The 23,503-nt window shown below is 38.8% G+C and carries 24 protein-coding genes; 6 read left to right on the forward strand and 18 right to left on the reverse strand.

All coding sequences use genetic code 11. The features are described from left to right. Window positions 1–3 precede the first annotated feature (3 nt). Together AAAY30_RS04705 and AAAY30_RS04710 are read left to right on the forward strand one after the other, a co-directional pair. Window positions 4–966, forward strand: a complete 963-nt coding sequence (locus tag AAAY30_RS04705) for a DUF58 domain-containing protein (protein WP_449074178.1) — start codon at window positions 4–6, stop codon at window positions 964–966. Continuing rightward, window positions 963–3,077, forward strand: coding sequence for a transglutaminase domain-containing protein (locus AAAY30_RS04710; RefSeq protein WP_499215710.1), 2,115 nt, complete (start codon window positions 963–965; stop codon window positions 3,075–3,077). The genes AAAY30_RS04705 and AAAY30_RS04710 overlap by 4 nt, the downstream gene beginning before the upstream one ends. Before the next feature lie 50 nt (window positions 3,078–3,127). Here the strand turns inward: AAAY30_RS04710 and AAAY30_RS04715 are convergent, their stop codons facing one another. Beyond that, on the reverse strand, window positions 3,128–3,316 hold the full coding sequence (locus AAAY30_RS04715; protein WP_252559128.1) for a DUF1540 domain-containing protein: 189 nt from the start codon (window positions 3,314–3,316) through the stop codon (window positions 3,128–3,130). A gap of 134 nt (window positions 3,317–3,450) precedes the next feature. Between AAAY30_RS04715 and AAAY30_RS04720 the strand changes: the two genes are divergently transcribed. The 3 genes from AAAY30_RS04720 to AAAY30_RS04730 all read left to right on the forward strand — a co-directional run bounded on the left by AAAY30_RS04720 (window position 3,451) and on the right by AAAY30_RS04730 (window position 6,739). Beyond that, a complete protein-coding gene (locus AAAY30_RS04720; RefSeq protein WP_022234448.1) occupies window positions 3,451–3,786 on the forward strand; it encodes a hypothetical protein in 336 nt (111 codons plus the stop codon). A gap of 96 nt (window positions 3,787–3,882) precedes the next feature. Beyond that, window positions 3,883–6,096, forward strand: a complete 2,214-nt coding sequence (gene recD2, locus AAAY30_RS04725; RefSeq protein ID WP_337565591.1) for an SF1B family DNA helicase RecD2 — start codon at window positions 3,883–3,885, stop codon at window positions 6,094–6,096. Beyond that, complete coding sequence (locus AAAY30_RS04730; RefSeq protein WP_301965514.1) at window positions 6,080–6,739, forward strand: ComF family protein; 660 nt, start codon at window positions 6,080–6,082, stop codon at window positions 6,737–6,739. The genes recD2 and AAAY30_RS04730 overlap by 17 nt, the downstream gene beginning before the upstream one ends. 159 nt (window positions 6,740–6,898) lie before the next feature. Here the strand turns inward: AAAY30_RS04730 and AAAY30_RS04735 are convergent, their stop codons facing one another. The 14 genes from AAAY30_RS04735 to AAAY30_RS04800 all read right to left on the reverse strand — a co-directional run bounded on the left by AAAY30_RS04735 (window position 6,899) and on the right by AAAY30_RS04800 (window position 17,871). Further along, window positions 6,899–7,984 (reverse strand): dockerin type I repeat-containing protein, encoded by a 1,086-nt coding sequence (locus tag AAAY30_RS04735; protein WP_337781754.1) that lies wholly within the window; start codon window positions 7,982–7,984, stop codon window positions 6,899–6,901. Between the two features lie 183 nt (window positions 7,985–8,167). Then, the gene (locus AAAY30_RS04740) at window positions 8,168–9,574 is read right to left on the reverse strand and encodes an oxaloacetate decarboxylase subunit alpha (protein WP_022234945.1); all 1,407 of its coding nucleotides are present in this window, start codon (window positions 9,572–9,574) and stop codon (window positions 8,168–8,170) included. Window positions 9,575–9,598: 24 nt separating this feature from the next. Then, window positions 9,599–9,964: a DUF2118 domain-containing protein gene (locus tag AAAY30_RS04745; RefSeq protein ID WP_022234946.1), complete on the reverse strand. Its 366-nt coding sequence runs from the start codon at window positions 9,962–9,964 to the stop codon at window positions 9,599–9,601. Window positions 9,965–9,999: 35 nt separating this feature from the next. Beyond that, window positions 10,000–11,307: a carboxyl transferase domain-containing protein gene (locus AAAY30_RS04750; RefSeq protein ID WP_499215709.1), complete on the reverse strand. Its 1,308-nt coding sequence runs from the start codon at window positions 11,305–11,307 to the stop codon at window positions 10,000–10,002. A gap of 243 nt (window positions 11,308–11,550) precedes the next feature. Next, the gene (locus AAAY30_RS04755; RefSeq protein WP_022234948.1) at window positions 11,551–12,303 is read right to left on the reverse strand and encodes a pseudouridine synthase; all 753 of its coding nucleotides are present in this window, start codon (window positions 12,301–12,303) and stop codon (window positions 11,551–11,553) included. Beyond that, entirely contained in the window at window positions 12,290–13,435 is a 1,146-nt protein-coding gene (locus tag AAAY30_RS04760) for a D-alanyl-D-alanine carboxypeptidase family protein (RefSeq protein WP_499215708.1), read from the reverse strand. Before AAAY30_RS04760 ends, AAAY30_RS04755 begins: the two co-directional genes overlap by 14 nt. Before the next feature lie 44 nt (window positions 13,436–13,479). Then, a complete protein-coding gene (gene ytfJ / locus AAAY30_RS04765) occupies window positions 13,480–13,896 on the reverse strand; it encodes a GerW family sporulation protein (RefSeq protein ID WP_022234950.1) in 417 nt (138 codons plus the stop codon). A gap of 63 nt (window positions 13,897–13,959) precedes the next feature. Continuing rightward, window positions 13,960–14,589: a DUF2953 domain-containing protein gene (locus AAAY30_RS04770; RefSeq protein WP_195411139.1), complete on the reverse strand. Its 630-nt coding sequence runs from the start codon at window positions 14,587–14,589 to the stop codon at window positions 13,960–13,962. A gap of 45 nt (window positions 14,590–14,634) precedes the next feature. Beyond that, window positions 14,635–14,910 carry a hypothetical protein gene (locus AAAY30_RS04775; RefSeq protein ID WP_295025815.1) on the reverse strand — a complete coding sequence of 92 codons (276 nt, stop codon included), beginning with the start codon at window positions 14,908–14,910 and terminating at the stop codon, window positions 14,635–14,637. A 23-nt stretch (window positions 14,911–14,933) separates the two neighbouring features. Continuing rightward, on the reverse strand, window positions 14,934–15,254 hold the full coding sequence (locus AAAY30_RS04780) for a TfoX/Sxy family protein (protein ID WP_295025816.1): 321 nt from the start codon (window positions 15,252–15,254) through the stop codon (window positions 14,934–14,936). Window positions 15,255–15,273: 19 nt separating this feature from the next. Beyond that, entirely contained in the window at window positions 15,274–15,831 is a 558-nt protein-coding gene (locus AAAY30_RS04785) for a hypothetical protein (protein ID WP_295025817.1), read from the reverse strand. 24 nt (window positions 15,832–15,855) lie between these two features. Next, the gene (scpB, locus tag AAAY30_RS04790; protein ID WP_195411141.1) at window positions 15,856–16,443 is read right to left on the reverse strand and encodes an SMC-Scp complex subunit ScpB; all 588 of its coding nucleotides are present in this window, start codon (window positions 16,441–16,443) and stop codon (window positions 15,856–15,858) included. Next, window positions 16,436–17,164: a segregation and condensation protein A gene (locus AAAY30_RS04795; RefSeq protein WP_117705612.1), complete on the reverse strand. Its 729-nt coding sequence runs from the start codon at window positions 17,162–17,164 to the stop codon at window positions 16,436–16,438. The genes scpB and AAAY30_RS04795 overlap by 8 nt, the downstream gene beginning before the upstream one ends. 11 nt (window positions 17,165–17,175) lie before the next feature. Beyond that, window positions 17,176–17,871, reverse strand: coding sequence for a site-2 protease family protein (locus AAAY30_RS04800; protein ID WP_249375945.1), 696 nt, complete (start codon window positions 17,869–17,871; stop codon window positions 17,176–17,178). 288 nt (window positions 17,872–18,159) lie between these two features. Here AAAY30_RS04800 and rpmB point away from each other — a divergent pair, with 288 nt between their 5' ends. Then, complete coding sequence (rpmB, locus tag AAAY30_RS04805; protein WP_022234957.1) at window positions 18,160–18,348, forward strand: 50S ribosomal protein L28; 189 nt, start codon at window positions 18,160–18,162, stop codon at window positions 18,346–18,348. Window positions 18,349–18,577: 229 nt separating this feature from the next. Here rpmB and AAAY30_RS04810 read toward each other — a convergent pair whose 3' ends face one another. From AAAY30_RS04810 to AAAY30_RS04820, 3 genes are all read right to left on the reverse strand, one after another. After that, entirely contained in the window at window positions 18,578–20,227 is a 1,650-nt protein-coding gene (locus AAAY30_RS04810; RefSeq protein WP_337781752.1) for an AMP-binding protein, read from the reverse strand. 288 nt (window positions 20,228–20,515) lie between these two features. Then, a complete protein-coding gene (ftsZ, locus tag AAAY30_RS04815; RefSeq protein WP_022234959.1) occupies window positions 20,516–21,619 on the reverse strand; it encodes a cell division protein FtsZ in 1,104 nt (367 codons plus the stop codon). Between the two features lie 217 nt (window positions 21,620–21,836). Continuing rightward, entirely contained in the window at window positions 21,837–23,492 is a 1,656-nt protein-coding gene (locus tag AAAY30_RS04820) for a cell division protein FtsQ/DivIB (protein WP_499215707.1), read from the reverse strand. Between the last annotated feature and the right edge of the window lie 11 nt (window positions 23,493–23,503).

Here is a 23,503-nt window from a genome sequence, read left to right on the forward strand (position 1 = left end):
AAAATGATAAAGAACATACTTATATATATTGCGGTTCTTGCAATATCATTTTCGTTTGCGGTTTTTTATTATGCCTGGTTTTCCAATTTTCTGCTGATTGTTGTACTTTGTCTGCCTGTTCTTTCATTGTTATGCAGTCTGCCTTTTATGATTTATTCGGCCGTCAAAGGTTTTTCTCTTTATGCTTCCAAGGTCATTTATGCAGGCGATGATGTTGTAATTAATCTTGCGGCAAACAACCGCAACGGTCTTTTCTGCCCTTTGATTAAAGTTCTTGTTTACTCAAAGAACAGTTTTTGCGGCAAATCGAAAAAAACAGCGTTTAAATACAGCGGAATGATAAATAAGCCCGTAAATATTCCGCTTTCAAAAATCGGCAAAGATTGCGGATTAGTCGAAATACAAACAAGATGGCTTAAGATTTACGATATGCTCGGAATATTTTTTATTCCCGTAAGGTTTAATACCGCGGCAGAAATACTTGTAATTCCTAAAACCGCAAATTGCAGCGAAGAAGTCCTGACGGACAAACAAGCTATTATAGGATACAAAAAGAAAGCCGGAGGCGGATTTTCTGATGATTACGAAATCAGAGAATACCGTGACGGCGACAATCTGCGTAATGTTCACTGGAAATTATCTGCCAAAAATGATGATTTAATGGTTCGAGAACCGAGCCTGCCGATTTACAAGAATTTTAAAATTATGCTTATGCTTGGCGACAACCCCGAAAACAACAATAAAGTTTTGGCGAAATTTGCAGGCGTTTGCAAGAACGCAATAAAAAATGAAATTCCGTGTACGGTGTGTACTACCAAAAATGCAGGTGCATATCCCCTTACCCCTCAAACAAATATTTATTCCATATACAAAGCAATTTACACACGGCAAAATCTCGGTAACGCAGATACTTCAAATGCAGAAATTCACAGTATTTTTGCCGACTCCGAGGAGGTGGCAAAATGAAAAAATATTTGCTTTCCACTCTGTCAGACGGTATATGCGTAGTTCTTTTGTCGGTCTGCCCCATACTCTGCTATGCAAGCGCATTTTCGGTTAAACTCGAAGCTTCGGTACTGATTATGGCGGCTGTATTATTTTCAATTGTTTTCAGCCTGCTGTCAGCCTTTGTAAAAAACAATTTGAAATACGCTTTATGTATGACAGTAATCGCTTTTGTGGCATTTTTGGTATTTGTCTTTGCAAATGAGAGTATTTTTGCACAGGCAAACTACGCAATTAACAAACTGCTTGAACTGTATTCGGTTTATCTTTCTGTTTACAGCAACATCAAATTTGCAAGTTATATAGCGAACGACGCTACAGGATTCTTTGTTTTGCTGTCATTAATTCTGAACGGATTGTTTTCTTTCTTAATATCACGAATTAAATCAATCAAAATTGCAGGACTTTTGAGCATTGCGTTACTTGTACCCTGCTTTGTACTTGTAAACACTTTGCCCGACCTTGTACCGCTGCTTATAATATTTACAGTTCTGTTTGCGCTTTACTTTTCATCACAGACAAGACAATTAAACTATGCACACAGCGGTGTAATAACTGCGGTTTGTGCCGTTATTTTGGCTGTACTCATTACTGTTTTGGCTGTAATAAATCCGGTTGCCGATTACGAAAGACCGAAGTGGCAGGACAATATGCTGAATACAGTACAAACTCTCACGGGAATGAAAACTTACAACGGCAGCGGCAAAATCTCATCCGCTCTTGCCGAAGTAGGAAATAATGTCAGCTCCGAAGTAGATTTTTCAAATGCAGGCGCATTAAAACAAACAGGCACAAAGGTTATGACTGTCACATCAAGTACAGACGGCAGAATTTACCTTAAGAGTATGGCATATGCAAATTACGAAAACAACAAATGGTCTGTACTTACCGATGAGCAGGCAGACAACTATCCGCAGGATTATCAATCCTTTATTATGACTATTATGACGCAGTATTTCGAAGAGGCAGAAACCGTAACCATTGACACCGTAAACAAAGAAAATGTTATTTACACACCCTATTATCTTAATTATATCAACAACAATTTTTCGCCTGTATGCGATGTGTTCATAGCAAACACCGACAAGGCAACAAACTACACTATGTTTGTTATACCGTATTCCGGCGAAAATATTAACGACTTTTCACGAATAGAAATAAGTGGCACCTCAAAATACGATGATTTTGCACAATGCTATTTATCTCTGCCAAACGATACCAAACAGGCAATGCTTGAAATTGCCGAGCGCAACAATATTAAAGATTTATCCAAGAGTGATATTTCTCAAACGGTTGCGGCGGTTAAGGACTTTGTTTCACATTCCGCATCATATTCTCTCAATACACAAAAAGTACCCGACGGCAGAGATGTTGCAGAATGGTTTTTAAACGATGCCGAAACAGGTTATTGTATGCATTTTGCAAATGCCGCCGCCGTAATGTTGAGAGCCTTAGGCGTTCCCGCAAGATATGTAACAGGGTATTGTGCCGATGTTGTTGACGGTAAAGCTATTGTCACCTCAGACAATGCCCATGCTTGGGTGGAATACTTTGACGAACGAATCGGCTGGATTCCGCTTGACGCTACATCATCTGATTTTGAAGTGCCGCAAGCTACCGAATCAGTGCAAACAACAACGCAGGCACAGACAACCTCTCCTACCGTTCAGCCTACTACACAGGCACAAAATACTAAGCCTGTAAAAATAGAAGTAAAGGCAAAAATTTCAACACCTGCCATAATTGTTATAATTATTTTACTGATTATAGCTTTGGCAATCTTAAGAATTATTTTAATACGGTATTACAGAAAATACAGTTTTACTCACAAAGATTATAAATCAAGAGTAATCTGCATTTACAGATATTTAAATAAACTTTCCGTTCATTCAAAAGTCAGAATACCGAAAAAAATTGAAAATATCTGTACCAAAGCAAAGTTTTCCACGCACAATATTTCTGATGAAGAATATAAAATTGTTCTTAATTATGTATTAACATTCAGAAATAAAACAATCGGTAAAATGCCGATTGTTAAAAAGCTGTATTGCATAATAATTCTCGGTATATAAGTAAAAGCTGTACCCCGCAAAGGGATACAGCTTTTTGCTTTACCGCAAGATTACTTACAACCGCAACCCTGTTTTAACTCAAAACTCTGACAGTCTGTGCACTGACATACTGTTGGGTTTGATTCATGTGTACCAACCTTAATTGTTTCAAGTGAGCAGTAGTGCTCTGCCTCGTTGTTATGAGAACAGTTATTTACGGTGCATTTAATACTACGGTTTACATAGGAGTTGTTCATCATTGTAAATCACCTCATACATTATTAGCGAACCCTGCGCGGTTGCAGTTCTGTTCGCCCTCTTATTGTCTGCAAAACAACAATAAATATACCTCACCAAATTCACACTTAATAATAAAATATATTGAGGTGATTTTATGACAGCGATTTCAACTGCCATACTGATTATTTTTGCGGTTATGGGAATAATATACTGCGTAAGGGAAATTACATATTTCCTTTATAAAAACAAAAATAATTGCTCAATCATTATTGTTACTCCGCTTGAAGGAGAAAATCAAAATGCCGAATTTATATTGCGAGGTGCGGCGTCAAGATTAAGATGGTTTTGTCGTGGCGGTAAAGACTGCATACTTTGCCTTGACTGCGATATGGACGAAGAAACCGAAAACATATGCAAAGCCTTGTGCAAAGAATACGGATTTATTCGTATGATAAAAAAGACTGAACTTATACATCTTTTAAACGAATAATCGCAAGGTGTATTGTTAAAGCAAAAAAACAGTGCTATAATAATTATAATTGTGGCAAAATACCGCTGTATTTTTTAAGGAAACAGGTATGTTTTTATGGATGACAATACACTTTTACAGCTTGAAGGCTATGTTGAAAGCGTAGTTTACAGAAATGAAGAAAACGGTTATACCGTTGTTGAAATATCGGACGATGACGACTATATAACAGCTGTCGGCATTATGCCAAGGGTACATCAGGGCGACCTTTTAAAGCTCACAGGCAATTATAAGGAACATCCTAATTACGGCAGGCAATTCTCTGCCCAGGTCTGTGAGCTTTGCCGTCCGAGCGGTACAGCAGGGATTCTGCGTTACCTTTCTTCCGGTGCAATCCGTGGAATAGGCGCAACAACCGCACAAAGGCTTGTATCTGAATTTGGCGAAAAAACTCTTGATGTTATGGAAAACGAACCCGAAAGAGTAGCAATGCTCAAGGGAATTTCAAAATCAAAGGCAGAAGATTTTTCTCTGCAGCTAAAGCAAAGCACGGGTATCCGCTCGCTTATATTATTCCTCGGCGAATACGGAATAGGCAATGCTGCGGCTGTCAAAATTTTCACAGAACTCGGAACTTCCGCTATTGAACAAATTAAAGAAAACCCGTACATACTTTGCAACGGAGAGTTCGGCATCAGCTTTCAGACCGCCGATTTCATTGCAAAAAAGCGAAATTTTGACGAGCAGAGTACAGAGCGTATTCGTGCAGGCATTGCATATATTTTAATTCACAACGAGGGCAACGGCCACACCTGTTTGCCTTTTGAGGTTCTCTGCAAAAAAGCCGCAGATTTTCTGAAAGTTGACATAGCACTTATTGCTTCAACAATGCAGGAAATGATTTTCGACCGCTCGCTTATCAAAGACAATGTAAACGATAAAGAATTTATTTTTTCTCCTAACACCCATCTTTGTGAACTTTATATAGCCTCAAGAGTGAAAATGCTGCTTGGATTTGCGGCTGAACAAATTAAAAATATTGACACCGAAATTGAAAAATGCGAAAAAAATGACGGAATAGAATATGCCGCACTGCAAAAAGAGGCAATCACACAGGCACTCACAAAAGGTATGCTTGTGCTGACAGGCGGTCCGGGCACAGGTAAAACCACAACATTAAACGCTATTATTAAAATATTGCAAAACAACGGCAAAAAAGTTTTGCTTGCCGCACCGACAGGAAGAGCGGCTCAACGAATGAGTGCTTTAACGGGAGTTGAGGCAAAAACTATTCATCGTCTGCTTGAAGTAAGCTGGGACAAGCACGATAAACCTATTTTTAATAAAAACGAACGCAATCAGCTTAAATGTGACGCCCTCATAGTTGATGAGGTTTCTATGGTTGACACCTTTATTTTTGAAAGCGTTATGAAAGCCTTGCCTATCGGTTGCCGTCTTATACTTGTCGGCGACTCTAACCAGTTGCCGTCCGTAGGGCCGGGCAACATACTCGGCGACCTTACCGACTGCGGAATTGTACCGGTTGTAAGGTTAAACGAAATTTTCCGTCAGGCACAGAAAAGTCTTATTGTTACAAACGCACATAAAATAGTCAACGGCGAAATGCCCGTTCTCAATGCATCAGATAAAGACTTTTTCTTTTTATTAAGGAATAACAAAACCGAAATTTCTCAAGTAATCGTTGACCTTTGCACACAAAGATTACCAAAGGCTTACGGTTACTCTGCATTTGACAATATTCAGGTGCTTTGTCCGTCAAAGAAAGGCGAACTTGGCACTGCCGAAATGAATTTCAGACTTCAAAAGGCTCTTAATCCAAAATCAGCCGATAAAGCTGAAATTGAAATTTCATCAAAAACATTCAGAATTGGCGACAAGGTAATGCAGATAAAAAACAACTACGATATAACCTGGATAAGAGATGACGGAGAGCAGGGTTCGGGAATTTTTAACGGCGACATAGGAATTATTGATTCTATCGACCGCAAAAGCCGTACGCTTATAGTTATTTTTGACGACAAGACAGCCAAATACACTTATGAATACGCAACCGATCTTGACTTTGCATATGCGGTCACCGTACATAAAAGCCAGGGTAACGAATTTGACTGCGTAATTATACCTATGTTTCAAGGGCCTCCTCAACTTTATTACAGAAATTTACTTTATACAGCCGTTACACGAGCAAAGAAAACACTTGTGCTTGTGGGAAATCCGAAGACCGTTGAATATATGGTACAAAATAACCGCCGTACCAAAAGATACAGCGGATTAAAGGAATTTTTACTGCGAGATGAACAGTTATATTAAAAGAGCAATGCTGTTTTTGCAGGACATAATTTTCACCGTAAAGTGCCCGTACTGCGAAAAAGTTATTGACAGGAATGACTACGCCTGTAAAGAATGTAAGAGTAAATTTCCGCAAAAAGGCTATGAAACTTACGCTGTCGGAGGATACAAAACAATAGCGCCGTTTAAATATGACGGTATATTTGCAAGCGGTGTAAAAAACTTTAAATTTTATGAAAATCCGTCATATTCCCGCCGGCTTGCCATACCTTTGGCTAATGAAATAATCGCAAAATACGGTGTCGGATGTTTTGATATTATTACCGCCGTACCGATGTATTATAAAAATATGCGTGAACGGGGATATAATCAATCGGAACTTCTTGCAAAAGAATGTGCGGAAATTTTTAACATTCCGTATGCAGAACTTGTTGAAAAGCATAAGAAAAATAAAGCTCAACATACGCTTAAAGGAAAAGAACGAGAAAGCAATGTTCAAGGTGTGTACCGTGTAATTGACAGTCAAGCAGTGGCTGACAAGAATATTCTTATAATTGACGATATTATTACTACGGGCAACACACTCGGAGAATGTTGTAAGGTTCTTAAAAAAGCAGGCTGCAAAAACATATGCTGTGCAGCGCTTTGTGCGGCTATTGTATAACTTAAAAAGGTTGAAAAAATTGGAGTATTACCAATTCTTTCAACCTTTAGTTTTATTGTTTTTAGATAGTTGTGAATAAATTATGGCTTAGTAAATTGTTTTGCCAATCTTTTATAATTGCCTGACTAAGTATTCATAATTCCTAATTTTTAAAGAACATTATACTGTCATTGAAATATACTTTTGAAGAACAGTAACATCGTTTACATCAATTTTTCCGTCGTCGTTTAAGTCACAATAAATTTTATATCTGTTTTCATCAAATATTGAATCTTCTTCGACAAAAAGAGAACCGCTAAGATACATCTGCAAATTTGTAACATCATTTACATTTGTTGACTTGTCGGAATTTAAGTCGCCATAATATCTCGCACCCAAGCCATACATAGTATCAATATCAATAAAACCGTTAGTGTACAATTCAACAGCATTTTGTACTTTATTATCAGCATAATAATATCTGCCCGCAGGTGAATCTTCATAAATAGGATATACAAAATTTCCTGTTTTTAAAGATTTAATATTATTGTCTGACGAATAATGTTCCTCAACTAAAATATAATCGAATTTAACTTCTTCGCTTAATACAGATAATTTAAAATAAAAAATATCATAATCGCTTTCAGGGCAAGGGTAAGCTAAAGTTTGTTCAATATATTCTCTTGTCTGTTTTTCAATCTTAAAAAATTCATCCCATGTAATTTTGTTATCAACACTGTAGTAGTCTTTATCTGCAAGATCAACAGATACCTTTATATCGGCATCGGCAAGGCTTAATATCTGCCCTTTAGTTGAAATACAAAAGAGAGCTTGGGTAACAGGGAAATATTTTATTTCCGATACCGAATATTTTTCATCAATAATTTTCTTTTTATCATCGGGCTTCTGACTTCTTATATTATTTTTATATTCCTCATAATCACGCATTAATTCATCACTATAAGTCTTTCCGCCGTCTTCATTTACAATAATCTCATCTAAGCGATCGTTTTTATCTGCAAATATATATATATCTTCATAATATGAAGTTAAATTAATTTCAACCGCAACCGTATCTGTATCCGCAATATCATCAATCGCCCACATAAGTTTTCCTGTTAACGTATTTTTAAAATCGTGATTCCACATATCTACATCACCTACGGCCGAGTTTCCCGTATCAGCCGCAAATGCTGTTGTTGTACCGCAAAGAACAGCACTTGCCAAAATTGCTATTGCCATAATACCGCTTATAAGTTTTTTCATAATATAGCCTCCTTTAAAACATAAGTCATATTTCTTACGATTATTGTACTATATCATTAAATATCAAGCAAGTGTATTATTGTATAATCTTTTGATTAAATTGTTAGTTATTTTGACTAAACAAAATCATATACAAAAACTCCCTCCGTAAATACGAAGGGAGTAACTAATTTGATTAAATTATCAAACAGGATGAACCATATTTTTCTTGTCGAGCTTATCGCCGTTAATGCCAACTTCGGCATTTCTTCTCTTCTCAAAGAAGTCGAGAGCAACCTTCGGGAACTGAGCGTATGAAAGAACATCCTCTTCCTGCTCAATCCACTGTGAAATCTCACCTCTGAGCTTATCAAGCTCCGGCTCAAGTAAATCTGCAGGACGGCAAGTAATAATTTTCTTATCGCCGCAAATCTTCTTCTGGAATGCAGGATCAATCGGCATTGGTGTTGTGCCGTACTCGCCTGCAACAAGACCCTTAAACTCGTTTGTACACATCTTGTATCTCTCACCTGTAATTACATTGAATACAGCCTGTGTACCAACAATCTGTGATGTAGGAGTAACGAGCGGTGGGTAACCTGCATCTTTACGAACTCTCGGAACTTCCTCAAGTACCTCTGTAAGCTTGTCTTCTTTGCCTGCCTGCTTAAGCTGTGAAAGAAGGTTAGAAAGCATACCGCCCGGAACCTGATAGATAAGAGCCTTAGCATCTGTAGCAAGCATCTTCTGATCAAGAAGACCGTTCTTAAAGTATTTCTCACGAAGAGTCATAAAGTAAGCACGAATTTCAGCAAGCTGCTTAATGTCAAGACCTGTATCATACGGTGTGCCTGCAAAAGCGGCAACCATTGACTCTGTAGGAGCATGTGAAGTACCGAGTGCAAGTGGGCTGATAGCGGTATCAATACCGTCAGCGCCTGCCTCAACACCCTTTAAAAGACACATTGATGCAAGACCTGATGTGTAGTGTGTGTGGAGCTGAATAGGAAGATCAACAGCAGACTTAATAGCCTTTACAAGGCTCTCTGTAGCTGTTGGTGTAAGCAAAGCAGCCATATCCTTAATGCAGATAGAATCTGCACCTGCATCGGCAATTCTCTTTGCATACTCTACATAGTATTCATCTGTGAATACAGGACCTGTTGTGTAGCTGATAGCTACCTGTGCTTCAGCCTTGCCGTTTTCTCTCTTTGCAGCATTGATAGCTGTCTTGAGGTTCTTAATATCGTTAAGAGCGTCAAAAATTCTGATAATGTCAATACCGTTAGCAACCGAACGCTGAACGAGGTACTCTACGCAGTCATCGGCATAGTGACGGTAACCGAGCATATTCTGACCTCTGAAAAGCATCTGCAGCTTTGTATTCGGACAATGCTCACGAATTGTACGAAGTCTTGCCCATGGGTCTTCATTTAAGAAACGAAGACAAGCGTCATATGTTGCACCGCCCCAGCACTCAAGTGAATAATAACCGATTTTGTCAAGCTTATCAAGAATCGGGAGCATTTCCTCTGTTGTCATTCTTGTAGCAATAAGTGACTGATGTGCGTCACGCAGGGCAGTTTCGGTAACTCTAATTTTCTTTGCCATTTCGGACATCCCTTTCGTCAGTTATTAGTTAAGAGTAACAAGTGTTTTACCTGAATCTACAGACTCACCCTTAGCAACATCAACAGTTGCAACTACACCGTCCTGAGGAGCCTTTACAGGAGTTTCCATCTTCATAGCCTCAATAAATACCAGGTCGTCACCGGCTTTAACTGACTGACCGGCTGAAACAACAACATTAACAACTGTACCCGGCATAGGAGCTGATACTACTACTGAACCTGCTGCGCCTGCAGGAGCTGCCGGCTTTGCTGCAGGTGCGGGTGCTGCTGCCGGAGCAGGAGCTGCTGCAACAGGAGCTGAAGAACCGCCGAGTTCTTCAACCTGAACATCGTATGCTGTACCGTTTACTGTAATTCTTAAATTTTTCATTTTAAATATCCCCTTTATTTAAACAAACATATTTATCAGATTGTTGAATGTTTCTTAGCAACTGTAGGAACTCTCTTGCCTGCAAGCATATCAAGAGCGGAAATAAGAGTTTTTCTTAAATCCTGCTGTTCAACAATACCGTCAACATAGCCGTTCTGTGCTGCGTTGAAAGCAGAGAGATTTTCTGCCGCAAACTTTTCGGCAACTGCCTTCTGCTCTGCAACAGGAACATTCATAGCGTCAGCTGCAAGAATAAATGCCGCAGCCTCAACATTTACAGGAGAAATAACAGCCTGCGGAAGTGCGTAAACCATATCTGCGTTTGCGCCTGTACCTGCAAGTGCAATGTAACCTGAACCGACAGCCTGACCGTAAACTACGGAAATCTTAACTGTAGTAGCCTCTGCATAAGCCGAAGCTGCCTTTGCGGCTGACTTAATTGATTCAAAGCCCTTACAGTCAACAAATGTAAGTATCGGAAGTGAGAAAGCATCGCAGAAACGAACAAATTTTGCAATCTTTGTTGTTGCGGAACATGAAAGCACACCGCCGTTTGTCTTTACAATACCAACTACCGAACCGCCAAGACGGGCAAGTCTGACTTTAGCGTCTTTGCCGTAGTTGTCAAAAAGTTTATAAACACTGCCGCCGTCAACAGTTGAACCTACGATGCAATCGCAGTCTGCAGGCTCTTCCTCAAATGACTCCGGAGCAGTATTGAGATTGTTAGACGGAAGATAAAGAACAAGCTCTTTAGCCTTAGCTACAGCCTCAGCAGAATCCTTTGCAACAACAGATGCAACACCATGCTCTGCGTTGTATTCGGCACTTGCATTCTCGCCTGTAACATCAAGAGAAAGCTGTGCCTTTTCACTCATAATAACAAAATCCGCACTTGCTGCGTTAAGAGCGTTTGTACCAAGGCAAGTTCCGAGAACTACCGAAATCTGCGGAACCGCACCCGAAACCGCAGCAGCGCTGTTAAGAACCTGACCGCAGCCTGCAAGAAGCTCATTGCCCTGCATAAGTCTGCCGCCGACACTGTCGTAAAAACCTACAACAGGAGCGCCTGTTTTAAGTGCAAGATCATAAATCTTTTTAAGCTTTGCAGCCTGTGCCTTACTCATAGCACCGCCGCAAATGTCGCTGTTCTGTGCGAAAGCGTAAACAGGCATACCCTCAACTGTACCAAAGCCTGCAACAACCTCTGCAAAACCTTCGCCGGACTTTGCAAAAGCATCAATTTCAGTAAAGCTGTCTGCATCAAAAAATTCTGTTATTGTTTTATAAGCAGAAGTAGATGCGATTTCAGCCTTTGCCTGATTGATTTTTTCAATACTCATCTTAAACATCCTCCAATACAATGTATTGAATATACCGACAAATAGCATAAGTCGGCATACTAATTTACCACATATATCATTATATCCTAATATTTATCAAACTACAAGGAAAAAGCAAAGCTATTTTTAAAATTTGAATATTTACAACAATGATTTTGCACAAACATTCTGATTTACTGTGCATTTTAACTTGTAATTTTATTTGATTTTTTGCCCAAAAAGTTAAGTTTTTAAGGCTTTGGATTAAATAAGCTGTTTTCCGTTTACAAACGGGTTTGAAAGCAGTTTTTTTACCTCAATTTCGGTAAGGTCACGCCAATCGCCCTGTTTCAGCATACCCATTTTTACGCCGCCGATTTGTATTCTTTTAAGTCTTGCAACCTCAAGACCCACAGCCTCGCACATACGGCGGATTTCACGGTTCTTGCCCTCATGAAGTATCATTTCGAGTACAACTCTGCCCGGTTCCTGATGAAGTACATGCACCATTGCAGGGGCTGTCTTTACTCCGTCAAGCTCAATACCGGTTTCAAGCTTAACAAGCTGATCTTCGTCAATAGACGGACGGACTGTTACTCTGTAAATTTTATAAACGCTGTTCTTCGGGTGCATAATTTTGTTTGCCAGCTCACCGTCATTTGTGAGAATGAGCATTCCCTCCGAATCTTTGTCAAGTCTGCCGATAGGGTAAACTCTTGTGCCCACATTTTCCACAAGTTGAGCAACGCATTTTCTGCCTCTGTCATCGCTCATTGTAGTAATAAATCCTCTCGGTTTATTGAGCATAATATAGCGGTAAGACGGCTTTGCGTTGGTAAGCACACGCTTACCGTTTACAAATACCTTATCTGTCGGTCTTACCTTGTCGCCGAGTTGAGCGGTTTTGCCGTTCACTTTTACATGACCGTCAATAATCATCTGCTCTGCTTTTCTTCTTGATGCGATACCGCATTGTGATAATAACTTTTGAAGTCTTATTGGTTCATTCTTTGCCATATGTAAAAAAATCCTTTATCTTAGTCCAAATACTTTTGTTTTTATTCTGCGTATTGCTGTATTCAACAGCGGTTAAATTTGTACTTGCAAGCGTTTTGCCGTCAAGCGTGTATTCTATTCTGCCTACAATATCTCCGTCTTTAACAGGTGCATACAAGAAATTATCGGCATATGCGGTTCGTACAACATTGCTTTTCTTGTCAAAAGGCACTACAACATTTTTGCCCTTTGTACCCGTAACACCGATGCTCTCGTCATCACCGCCCGCACACGGAATTTCAAGGTAATAATCGGAATCATCGCACTCAACACAGGCCAGTTTGGAAAAGCCGTAATTATAAAGAGCTATGTGGTCATTCCAATCGTTTCTGTCATTGAGTGTAACGCAAACAAATGTAAGTCCGTCCTTTTTTGCGGAAGAAACCAAACATCTGCCTGCCGCCATTGTGTAGCCTGTTTTTCCGCCCGTACAATACTCATACATAGAGAGCAGACGGTTATGGTTTGTATAGGTTGTTCTCTTTGACTGCGGTTCGCTGAATTCTACCGTAACGCTTTTTTGCGAAGTCAGTTTTGCAAAACTTTCGTTTTCAAGCGCATAGCTCATAAGCAAAGCCATATCGTAAGCCGTAGAATAATGATTTTCGTCATCAAGTCCGCTCGGTGTAACAAAATGTGTGTTTTTCATTCCTATTACAGCCGCCCGATTGTTCATAAGCTCGGAAAATTTTTCTGCACTGCCCGCAATAGAAATTGCCGCCGCATTTGCTGCGTCATTTCCCGATGCCATCATCATTCCTGCCGCTAAATCACTGAGTTTAACCTTTTCCCCCACTTTAAGGTACATCGAACTGCCCTCGGCTGTCATATTCTTGGTAAAAGCAACAACCTTGTCGGCAGAATCGGCATACTCAAGCGTAATGAGTGAAGTCATCAGCTTTGTGGTACTTGCAGGTTTCATTTTTTTATTTTCATTTACAGAAAAATACACTTTCCCGTCATCAACACAATAAAGCACGCAAGCCTGTGCATTTACTGCCGGCTTGTCGGTTTCCTGCGCAAATGCCGTAATCTGTGCGGTTTGCGTTAATGTCACCACAACTACAACTATAACGGAAAGTATTTTTTTCATAAGCTCGCCTCCGAACTAATTTTATGCGAAGGCTTTGCCATAAATTACACCATATCTATATCGTCCTGTGTTATTTCCGAGAAATCATCGGCATCTTTCTTCTTGCTGAACATTCCCTTTACTTTTTGAAGAACATCCGGGATCATACCCACAATGCCCTCTGCGGTACTGCCGTTGTTGTCAACGGAAACAAGTCTTACTTCTCCCTGATAAACAGTTAAAAATGCAACAGGCTGAATTGTAACGCCTGCGCCGCTGCCGCCGCCAAAGCAATCTTTATTTTCTTTTTTGGTAGGAAGATCCGAGCCGCCTGCCGCAAAACCGTAGGTTACCTTTGAAACAGGAATAATGAGTGTACCGTCGGGAGCGGTAATCGGCTCGCCGACAATAGTATTTACATCTACCATTTCCTTAATTTTGTTCATAGTAGTGTCCATAAGATTTCCGATAGGATGTTCCATAGTAATTCTCCTTTGTATTGAATAATCGTCATAACTGCACAAACAGGTATGTGATAAATATCGTTAATTGTCTTTTATATTTTTAAGCTCCATAAGCATTTTTAATGCCTTAAAGCCGTGTTTTAATACTATTTTAACAAGATGTGCTATTCTTGTTTTAAATATCGCAAAAAACTCAATCTTGGTTTTTGCACCCTCCGTAAAGTCGGGAAGAATATCCACACCGTAATGCGTATATTTCATTGAACTTATAACCGCACTTGTCAGCGGATAGACAACCGAGCAAACCTTGCCGTAATTTATAGCCGTATCGGCAGCGTCTTTTCCTCCGACTTTTATGCTTAACGCAAAGCTTTTGATTATTATGTGTGCAAAAAAGTCTTTTAATACACCTGCGGCAAGCTCTGTAATCCTTGTAAAAAGATTTACAATCCCCGAAAGTCCCAACTCTTTTAAGAAGTTATCATTAGGTTTTTCCTCTTTTTTAGGAGCAGGCTTTTGCGGTTGTTCGGTTTTTTTCTTCTTTTTGGGTTTCTTTTTCTTTGGCACAGGCGGATAAAGAATAATCTTTACAAAGCCTATGCGAAGTCTGCAAAAGAATTGTTTTTTATATTGAACGCAGACCTCAATGGGAACAGCAAGAATTATTGCAAAAAACAAAACTATCCCCAGCAGTATATACAGCCAGAGCAAGGCAAAACCTCCTCCGAGTAGAATTCATTTTTACTAACATTTTTATTAATATAAATATTCAAATTCTATATTATTCCAAATATCAATTAACCTATACCCATCAATTTGTGCTGACTGAAGTAAATTTTCAACAGAGTCAAATTTATATTCTTCTTTATCTATCCAAATTGATGCTTTATTTTTTGAAGCCGAAAAAGCAATAAAAATTAAATGACTTTCATATTTTGCTTCTAATTCACGCCCGTGAGTAATCAGCCAAATTAAAGCAGATATTGATTTTTTATCAAATAATTCATTTTCAATCAATTCATATAAATCCATCTTAACTGCCTTTTTTAATTAATCTACTTCTTCCTTTTAGCCTTTGGCATCGGTAATTCGTCATACATTGCATTGAATAAACCTGTCAAAAAATCTTTATTATCAACTTCATCCACCAAAAGCATTTCCTTTGCTCCCTCATACGGCAGCTCATATACAGCTGTCGGAATATATTGGATTGCGGATTTTACAGGCTTTACAAGTAATCTGTCATCATATATTCCTCCTATTATTTTACCACGATAGTAAATAATAAATTCACCCATCATAGCACGATAAGTAATTTCATCCAAATCGGAGAGTTGTCCTAAAACAAACTGCAAATATTCCTTGCTTGACGCCATAACCTGCATACACCTCAAATTAATGCCAGTTAAACATATCCAAAACTCTGCAAACCATATAATGTATTGGTTTTCCGTTGTCAGCCGGCTTTTTATCATGCAGATTATACCATGGCTTAAGATTTTCGTTTTTAGATAATTCAACAGCTACTCTGAGAGCCTCATCGAAATTTTCTGTCAAACCATCATCACCAAAAGGGATACACTCTCCATTTGAGTTTACAACACAATTAATTCTTTCTTCATTTGAATTAATAACACTATACAGTTTACTGTCTTTAAATTTAAATTCTTCACGCTCTAAGCTAAGCAAAAACCCCTTGAATAAAATATCTTTATTAGGTTTTTTATTAACCCAAACAGCCTTGCCGTACTCAAGCTGAACCAATTTTTCTTCCAAATGGATACAGTCATATCCCAGCGGAATTTTATCGGTATATTCATTATACGGCCATGATTTATGCAATTCCTCATATGTTCCGCATCGTGTAAAGCCTTTGTTGCTTGTTATAAAAAATGTAAAGTCGTCTGATTTTGAAAATAAATAATTATTTTCATGTTCCGGAAAGTCAAACATTTATATCCCCCTGTTTATAGTTAGTTATTTGTCACTTTGTTCTATTTCATTAGAATTATTCTCAGGCTGTTCCTTTTCGGATTCTTCTTCCGAATTTGCGTTTTTGTCACTTTCGGGAAGCGGAGGGAGATTTTCTATGCTTTCAAGATTAAAACATCTTAAAAAGTTCTCGGTTGTTCCGTAAAGCAACGGTCTGCCCGGAAGTTCAAGTCTGCCCTTTTCCTCGACAAGTCCCTTTGTGGTAAGACTGCCGAGAACACCGCTGCAATCTACGCCTCTGACCTGTTCCACAAAAGCCTTTGTAACAGGCTGATTGTATGCAACAACGGCAAGCACCTCAAGCGCCGCCTGCGAAAGCGGAGTATTTCTGCGCAAGTCCATAACTTTACGGATTTCGGGAGCAAATTTTTTAGCCGATACCATTTGATAGGATTTATTCAGCTTAATTATTCTTATGCCCCTCTCCTGCTTTTCGTAATCATCCATAAGCTCTAAAATTAATTTTTCGGCCTGTGATGGTTCCATTTCTATTGCCTGTGCTATTTTGTCAGGCTCTGCCGGCGAACCGTTTGCAAACAGTATTGCCTCGACTGCCGCTTTTTTATCATACATTTTTGTTCTCCTTGTTATCTATCATATAAACGATTGCGTGGTCGCCGTCACCGTCAACTCTAACACGCTTGCCTTTTACAAGTTCCAGTGTAGCAAGAAAAGTCGCTACAAGTTCGCTCTTTTCTTCGCAGGCGTCAAAAAGTTCCTGATACTCTATTCTTCTTCCTTTCCACAGCTTACGCATTACATGAATAATTCGGCTGCTTACAGACACAAACTTTCGTGCCACAATTACGCTGAATGCCGATTCCGGCGGCGGAAGTTTACGCTTTCCTCTTCCAACTGCACTTACATATGCCTTTGCTATGTCCTCGCTCGGATGAATACGGTTGTATGTGAGATCATATTCAACAGGCGACGCCTCCCTGTAAAAGCTGTCGTAATCGTAAATCTCGCTGAATTTCTTGGCTATCTGACGGCAGATTGCATATTCGATAAGCTGTCCCGTGAGTTCTTTCTTAAGTTCTTCAACTTCTTCTTCATACTTAGGGAGCAACATTACTGACTTTATATAAACAAGTCTTGACGCCATCGTAAGAAATTCCGACTCAATGTCAAGCTGATTTTCCTGCATAACCTTAATTTGCTCAAGGTACTGTTCAATAAGCTCGGCTATCGGTATATCGTAAATATCTATTTTGTTTTTTGAAATCAGGGTAAGCAATAAATCAAGCGGACCTTCAAATGCCTCCAACCTGTATTGCAACGGCTGTGAATCCATAGCTCTACCTCTTAAAATAATTCTGCAAAAAATCTGACAGGGCTCAATGCCATATCGCTTAAGAAATTCAAAATTCCGTTTGTGGCAAAACCAAGCACCGTACTAAGACCGCCCGTAAAGATTAAAAAGATAAGTGCCAAAGAGAAAATAGTTTCATACTTTGTCATAAATGCAATTGCCTTATAAGGCAAGAATGCAAATAAAATCTTTGAACCGTCAAGCGGTGGAATCGGAATAAAGTTAAATACCGCAAGACTGACATTACAAGATGCATAAAAAACAAAAAAACTTCTTATCATAAGTCCTATGTCATTCAAATAAAAGAATGACGGGAACGCAAAAGCTAAAATATAATAAATAATCAAACCTACATATGCCGCAAGAAGATTTGCCACAGGACCTGCAAGAGCGCAAAGCGCCATACCCAGCTTTGGCTTTTTAAAGTTATTGGGATTGATAGGTACAGGCTTTGCCCAACCGAAGCCGACAAATATCATTGCAAGCGCACCTACCATATCAATATGGCTTATAGGATTAAGAGTTAATCTGCCACGGCTTTTTGCCTCTTTGTCGCCGAGTAAATACGCAACAAAAGCGTGCGCCCACTCGTGAAACGGCAAAATTAAAAATATAATAAGTAAAACTGCTACCAGATAGGCTACAACATCGTAAAAATTAAACGAGCCTGAAAAAATCTGTTGTAACATAATTATCCTCCAAAATTTTATTTAGCAATTGATTTTGTTTTTAAAAACATTAATTTTCCACAAAACAAGCAAAAGCAAAAGAACAGCCATTTAAGCGATATTTCAGAGCAAAATTTATCTATCATAAAGATAAAAATCACACCTAAGCTATATATAATTACTATTATATAATAAAGCAAATAAAAAAACAAGAAAAGAAATTTTAAAAAAACACTTGCATTTTTGTTCGTTTTCTGTTATTATAACAAAGTTAGATGTGAAAAATGATTTTTAAGGAGGTGCAGACGCATGGCAAAATGTGATTTCTGCGGTAAGGATGTAAAGTTCGGCATCAAGGTATCTCACTCACACAGACGTTCCAACAGAACTTGGAAGCCTAATGTACAGCGTGTAAAGGCTATTGTTGATGGCTCTCCAAAGCGTGTATATGCTTGCACCCGTTGCTTACGTTCAGGTAAGGTTACCAGAGCAAACTAATACAGACAAGTCGAAAACCAATGCCGTTCTGATTTCAGAACGGCATTTTTCGTTGTCTTATGCTTAGTTTTAGGCTATTTATTAAAAAGCTGGTAGAATTATAGTTTATCAGAATATATCTGCAAAGTATTTTTCTAAACCACAACTTAACAGTTACACAGACAAAGCCTTGCTTTCTCAGATTGAAAGCAAGGCTTTTTTTGCTTATAGAGATTACTTATCACAATCATCAACAGAGTTTTGTTCTGTCAATATCTCTAATATCTATTCTCTTTATTTTACCGCTGATAGTCTTTGGCATTTCGTCAATAAATTCAATATGCTGAATATGCTTATATGATGCAACCTTTGAATTTACAAAGTGCTTTATATCCTGCATAAGCTCTTTGCTTTTATCAAATCCTTTGGCAAGGTGGATTGTCGCCTTAATCGCCTGACCTCTTGCTTTATCGGGAATGCCCGTTACCGCACATTCCATAACGGCAGGATGCTCCATAAGCACATTCTCTATTTCAAACGGACCTACTCTGTAACCTCTTGTTTTAATAAGGTCGTCAATTCTGCCCACATACCAATAATAGCCGTCATCATCCATATAAGCAGTATCACCTGTATGATATATGCCGTATTTCCACACATTTGCGTACAAATCTTCATTTCCGCAATAACCCATAAATATGCCGTGTTGATTTTCTGACGGAATTACAACGATTTCTCCGACTTCATTTGCAGGCAGTCTGTTACCCTCATTGTCGGCAATCATAATATTATAAAGGGGTGTGGGCTTGCCGAGTGAACCGATTTTAGCCGTACTTCCGACCAAATTACCGAGCATTAATACAGATTCGGTCTGTCCGAATCCCTCCATAATCTGCAATCCTGTTTGCTTATGTACCTGCTCAAACACTTCCGGATTAAGTGCCTCACCTGCTGTTGTAATGTGCTCAAGGTGTGACAAATCGAATTTCTTCATATCTTTTTTGATAAAATATCTGTAAACCGTAGGAGGTGCACAAAAAGAAGTTACCTTAAAATCTTCAATCACCTTTAAAAGTTTTTCAGGTGAAAAAATATCAAAGTCATACACCATAACTCCGCAGCCGCAGAGCCACTGACCGTAAATTTTACCCCATGATGCTTTACCCCAGCCTGTTTCCGCTACCGTAAGGTGAAGCCCGTTTTCCTTGACATTCTGCCAAAATTTTGCGGTCACAATATGCGCTAAAGTATAGGTATGATTGTGCATTACCGCTTTTGGATAACCCGTTGTGCCTGATGTAAAATAAATCAGCATCGGCTCTTTTGCTTTCGTCTCTACTCTTTCAAGGTTTTCGTCAGCATTTTCAATTTCCTTTGTAAGGTTAATGCTGCCCTCAACATCTCTGCGAACCACAAATACTTTTTCAAGTTGAGATTTTACTGTCTTTGCCTGCACCAAAGTTTCGGCTGTAACATCGTCAGGAGTTGAAACTGCGAATTTAATATTAGCAGTTTCAATACGGTAGGTAATATCATCAAGGGTAAGCATATTTGTTGCGGGAATAACAACCGCACCGAGTTTATGCAAAGCAGGCACAATGTACCAATACTCGTAATTTCTCTTTAAAATCACAAGTACCTTATCACCTTTTTTTACTCCGTTATTTCTTAATGCGTTAGCCGCTTTATTGCTCAAAGTTGCAATATCAGAAAAAGTAAATGTCTTTCTTTCATTATGAACATTTGTCCACTGAACAGCAATATCGTTTGGTGCGCACTTTGCCATTTCATCTACAACATCATAACCGAAATTGTAATCATCGGGATACTTTAATTCAAATTTTTCAAGCACACCGTTTTTATCAAGTGTATAGTCACAAAAATTCTTAAATAACTGCATAATTATCTCCTAAATATTAATACTAAGATAATAATTACAGCGATAAATTGCCATAATTAATAAAATTAAATTTTCAACTATTACTAATCAGTACATACAACAGGTCAATCGTCACCAACCTGCAAGAATATTTTGATTATGTTTTTATTATAAACAATTCCCCCAATAAATACAACACTCCGCATAATGCGAATTATAATATTTTTGCATTATGTTATGCAGTTTCTGCATAAACAATTTTAAAAAATTGGAGCTGTTTTTTTACAGCTCCATAAAGTTTAAGTATAATTATTTATTGAAGATTGACATAATGTCATAGAAAGTATCGTCATCATCGTCTGTAACATCTTTCTTTGACTTTTCAGCAGGTGCGGAAGTTGGTTTTTTCTCCTCTGTAAGGAAACTGTCCTCAACTTTTTTCTTAGCAACCTGACTGTCGGCATTAAAACCTGTAGCAATAACAGTTACGCTGATAGCATCTTCCATCTTATCGTCAATAACAGCACCCCAAATGATGTTAGCGTCTTCAGATACCTTATCTTTAATCATTGTGGATGCAGCGTCAATATCATCAAGGCTTACATCTGCAGAAGCTGTAATATTAATGATAAGACCCTTAGCGCCGTCAATTGAAGTTTCGAGAAGTGGGCTTGAAATAGCCATATCAGCAGCAACAGTAGCCTTATCTTTGCCCGTTGCACTGCCCATACCCATATGAGCATAACCGGCATCCTTCATTACAGAAGTAACATCGGCAAAGTCAAGGTTTACAAGACCCGGAAGGAGAATAAGGTCAGAAATACTCTGAACACCCTGTCTTAAAACATCATCTGCAATAGCAAATGCATTCTGAAGTGTGATGCTTGTTTCTGAAACATATTTTAATCTTTCGTTAGGAACAATGATAAGTGAATCAACACAAGCTGAAAGCTCTGCAATGCCCTGCTCAGCCTGTGTCATTCTTCTCTTGCCCTCAAAAGCGAACGGCTTTGTAACAACGCCTACTGTAAGAATACCCATATCCTTGGCAATCTTAGCTACAACAGGAGCTGCACCTGTACCTGTGCCGCCGCCCATACCGGCAGTAACAAATACCATATCTGTATCCTTAAGGAGCGCTGCAATTTCGTCATTGCTTTCTTCAGCTGCGCTCTTACCAATGTCAGGCTTAGAGCCTGCGCCCTTACCCTTTGTAAGCTTTTCGCCGATTTGTACTTTCTGTGAAGCTTTTGAAAGTCTGAGAACATGTTCATCTGTATTTACAGCAATAAATTCTACATTCTTAACTCCCATATCAACCATGCGGTTTACAGCGTTACCGCCGCCGCCGCCAACACCGATTACTTTAATTTTAGGCATATACTCATTTTCCAATTCAAGTTCAAAAGCCATTTAAACATCCTCCTTGTTATCTATGTTCATCCCGTCTATAAATCATAATATCACATTTAAGGCGATTATAATTCATATATTAACACACTTTTGTAAAAATATCAATGCTTTTGCGTGTTTTTTTTAATTTGCTGATTCCATTTTATGCCTATTTGTTTACACAAATATATTTTTCTCTAAAATGCTTTTTATTATGTCAAATATTTACATATAAGAATTATAAATACGAATTATTCGGGTCATCATACTGCGTCGAATCATCTTCTGACGGTTCGCCGCTGTTGTATCCGTCACTGCCGTCAGAATAGCTGTCGGAGCTGTTGTCTGAACCGTTCGAGCCTGACGAATTAAGCGAGCCATATACATCGGCATATCCGTCACCGTCGGTATCAAAACATTCTGCAATACCGTCGCCGTCAGTATCAAAGGCAACAATACCGTTTCCTATATCTGTGCCGGTTGCGGGAATACTGCCTACATAATTGCCGTTGCTGTTAGTGGCAAGTGTAGCAGACGGTGTTGTTACAGCAGGAGAAGTATTGTCAGCAGCCTGTGACGCAATTGTAGTACCGACAGGCGCAGTAGTAACCGCTATTGTTTCGTTAGGATTAAATCTTGATGTCTTTGTCGTACTGCAAGAAGAAACATCAAGAGTACCGTAAATTGCACCTGTTTTGTTAGGGTCAAGCTTTTCGGTTATTATCGCCATTGCCGTTCTGATTTTGTAATCAATATCTTCCGGCAAACCGATAATAACAGCTATTCTGTTGTCATAAACAAGCTCTATATTCGCTGTATTTGTAACATCAACACCCGTTATTCCTTTAAATTCGTTTTTGCTTAACGAGTCGGAAATTTCTTCAAGAATTACAGGCACATTTTCATCGCTGTATGATACATATTCGCCGACTGTTGTATTTTTAAGTGAACTGCTTGAAAGTACGGGGTAGTTTGACGAATTGTCAGCCATAACATCAAGTATTCTGCCTTTTGAACTGATAAGCAGGAATTTTCCGTCATTTATAATAACATAAGACGGAACAGCGTCTGTTATGGTTATTTTTATTGTATCGGGCACTACAAAATCAACTTTTGCAGATTCGACATAAGGCAGTTTCTCTGCAATTTTATCGGGTGTTGCAGTCATTTTACCTACAAAAATATTACTCTGCAAAGCTACATTTGCATACGAAAGTATTTGATCTTTGCTGTAAAAGCTGTTTCCCTCTACCTCAATTTTTTCGGTTTTAAAAAGAACTGTAAGCGACAAAATTACGCCGATTAAAAGCACCACGCCGCAGGTAATTGCCGACGCCATAATTCGGCGTTTTTTAATTTGATTTGAAGTCATAGGCTTTTTAAGGCGCTTAACTTTTTCATTTTCCTGCTCGTGAATACTTTGGGCAACTCTTTGCTGCTTTTGGCGCTCACCGAATTCATCTATATAAAAACCGTCATCATAAGCCCTTGGCTTGAGATTTTTGATTTTCTTTTCACTTTTTCTTATAAAGCGTTCTTCCTGACTGAGATCATCTCTCTGCTTTTTCATCTGTTCATTGAGTTTTTGCTCAATTTTGCTGTGAGATTTGTTCTCTGTCTTTTTTTCGGATTTTATATTATTTTTTGTTGCTTTTGCCTTTTGTGCATTGTAATTTTTCTTTGACGGTGCGGTTTTCGGCTTTTTGTTTTCGCCTTGTATTTTAGGCTCATTCTGCTTTTTGGCACTGTCTTTATTTTCCTGTTTAGCGGAGGATTTTACTGCCTTTTCCTTGTTTTTTCGGTACTTTTGTGCCTCTTTGGCAGCCTGCTTTCGCTGCTTTCCGATTTTTCTGCGTTCTTCCGCCGAAAGCTCCTTCCTCTTATCTTCTGCCATATTATCCTCCT

Origin of the sequence: Ruminococcoides bili, from assembly GCF_040093295.1 — a bacterium.
GTDB lineage: Bacteria > Bacillota > Clostridia > Oscillospirales > Acutalibacteraceae > Ruminococcoides > Ruminococcoides intestinale_A.

What these genes read in the sequence shown, in the direction of transcription:
- rpmB (WP_022234957.1), top strand. Translation starts at nt 18,160, where the DNA reads ATGGCAAAATGTGATTTCTGCGGTAAGGATGTAAAGTTCGGCATCAAG.
- ytfJ (WP_022234950.1), bottom strand. Translation starts at nt 13,896, where the DNA reads ATGGAACATCCTATCGGAAATCTTATGGACACTACTATGAACAAAATT.
- scpB (WP_195411141.1), bottom strand. Translation starts at nt 16,443, where the DNA reads ATGTATGATAAAAAAGCGGCAGTCGAGGCAATACTGTTTGCAAACGGT.
- AAAY30_RS04735 (WP_337781754.1), bottom strand. Translation starts at nt 7,984, where the DNA reads ATGAAAAAACTTATAAGCGGTATTATGGCAATAGCAATTTTGGCAAGT.
- AAAY30_RS04800 (WP_249375945.1), bottom strand. Translation starts at nt 17,871, where the DNA reads ATGTTACAACAGATTTTTTCAGGCTCGTTTAATTTTTACGATGTTGTA.
- AAAY30_RS04795 (WP_117705612.1), bottom strand. Translation starts at nt 17,164, where the DNA reads ATGGATTCACAGCCGTTGCAATACAGGTTGGAGGCATTTGAAGGTCCG.
- AAAY30_RS04715 (WP_252559128.1), bottom strand. Translation starts at nt 3,316, where the DNA reads ATGATGAACAACTCCTATGTAAACCGTAGTATTAAATGCACCGTAAAT.
- AAAY30_RS04705 (WP_449074178.1), top strand. Translation starts at nt 4, where the DNA reads ATGATAAAGAACATACTTATATATATTGCGGTTCTTGCAATATCATTT.
- AAAY30_RS04710 (WP_499215710.1), top strand. Translation starts at nt 963, where the DNA reads ATGAAAAAATATTTGCTTTCCACTCTGTCAGACGGTATATGCGTAGTT.
- recD2 (WP_337565591.1), top strand. Translation starts at nt 3,883, where the DNA reads ATGGATGACAATACACTTTTACAGCTTGAAGGCTATGTTGAAAGCGTA.
- AAAY30_RS04750 (WP_499215709.1), bottom strand. Translation starts at nt 11,307, where the DNA reads ATGAGTATTGAAAAAATCAATCAGGCAAAGGCTGAAATCGCATCTACT.
- AAAY30_RS04820 (WP_499215707.1), bottom strand. Translation starts at nt 23,492, where the DNA reads ATGGCAGAAGATAAGAGGAAGGAGCTTTCGGCGGAAGAACGCAGAAAA.
- AAAY30_RS04730 (WP_301965514.1), top strand. Translation starts at nt 6,080, where the DNA reads ATGAACAGTTATATTAAAAGAGCAATGCTGTTTTTGCAGGACATAATT.
- AAAY30_RS04720 (WP_022234448.1), top strand. Translation starts at nt 3,451, where the DNA reads ATGACAGCGATTTCAACTGCCATACTGATTATTTTTGCGGTTATGGGA.
- AAAY30_RS04780 (WP_295025816.1), bottom strand. Translation starts at nt 15,254, where the DNA reads ATGGCGTCAAGCAAGGAATATTTGCAGTTTGTTTTAGGACAACTCTCC.
- AAAY30_RS04755 (WP_022234948.1), bottom strand. Translation starts at nt 12,303, where the DNA reads ATGGCAAAGAATGAACCAATAAGACTTCAAAAGTTATTATCACAATGC.
- AAAY30_RS04810 (WP_337781752.1), bottom strand. Translation starts at nt 20,227, where the DNA reads ATGCAGTTATTTAAGAATTTTTGTGACTATACACTTGATAAAAACGGT.
- AAAY30_RS04740 (WP_022234945.1), bottom strand. Translation starts at nt 9,574, where the DNA reads ATGGCAAAGAAAATTAGAGTTACCGAAACTGCCCTGCGTGACGCACAT.
- ftsZ (WP_022234959.1), bottom strand. Translation starts at nt 21,619, where the DNA reads ATGGCTTTTGAACTTGAATTGGAAAATGAGTATATGCCTAAAATTAAA.
- AAAY30_RS04785 (WP_295025817.1), bottom strand. Translation starts at nt 15,831, where the DNA reads ATGTTTGACTTTCCGGAACATGAAAATAATTATTTATTTTCAAAATCA.
- AAAY30_RS04760 (WP_499215708.1), bottom strand. Translation starts at nt 13,435, where the DNA reads ATGAAAAAAATACTTTCCGTTATAGTTGTAGTTGTGGTGACATTAACG.
- AAAY30_RS04775 (WP_295025815.1), bottom strand. Translation starts at nt 14,910, where the DNA reads ATGGATTTATATGAATTGATTGAAAATGAATTATTTGATAAAAAATCA.
- AAAY30_RS04745 (WP_022234946.1), bottom strand. Translation starts at nt 9,964, where the DNA reads ATGAAAAATTTAAGAATTACAGTAAACGGTACAGCATACGATGTTCAG.